Origin of the sequence: Actinomyces sp. HMSC075B09 (assembly GCF_001812395.1) — a bacterium.
GTDB lineage: Bacteria > Actinomycetota > Actinomycetes > Actinomycetales > Actinomycetaceae > Gleimia > Gleimia europaea.
This window is the reverse complement of the sequence record NZ_KV808732.1, coordinates 1-407: the sequence shown is the minus strand read 5'-3', so window position 1 is coordinate 407 and position 407 is coordinate 1. Positions and strand designations below refer to the sequence as shown.

The following is a 407-nucleotide window of genomic DNA, read 5'->3' as shown; positions in this document are numbered from 1 at the left end:
GTATGAGGGTAAGTTGGTTGTTCCTGGTCAGGAGACGAAGTCTTCTCCTTCCTTTACTGATAAGGATGGTAAGGGTGTAGATGTTCCTGAGGGTTCGAAGTTCTCGATTGGTGATTACAAGGCTCCTGAGGGCTATGTAGTTACGATTGATGAGAACACTGGTGAGATCACTGTTACGTTCCCGGATGGGTCGAAGCTGAACAAGGACACGACGGAAGAGTTTGATGTTCCTGTTACGGTGACTTATAAGGATGGCAGCACTGATGAGGTGAAGGCTAACTTTAAGCTGGATACTGATGGTGATGGTGATCCTGATGTGACTGATCCTGATGATGATGGTGATGGCATCCCGGATGAGGATGACTCCAACCCGAAGGTTCCGAACCAGAACACGATCTTTGAGCCTG

General features: G+C 48.2%; 1 protein-coding gene. It reads left to right on the top strand.

Annotated features, from left to right (window positions below; all coding sequences use genetic code 11):
- On the top strand, positions 1 to 407 hold a 407-nt coding region (locus HMPREF2854_RS08730; RefSeq protein ID WP_222563166.1), incomplete at both ends, for a YPDG domain-containing protein.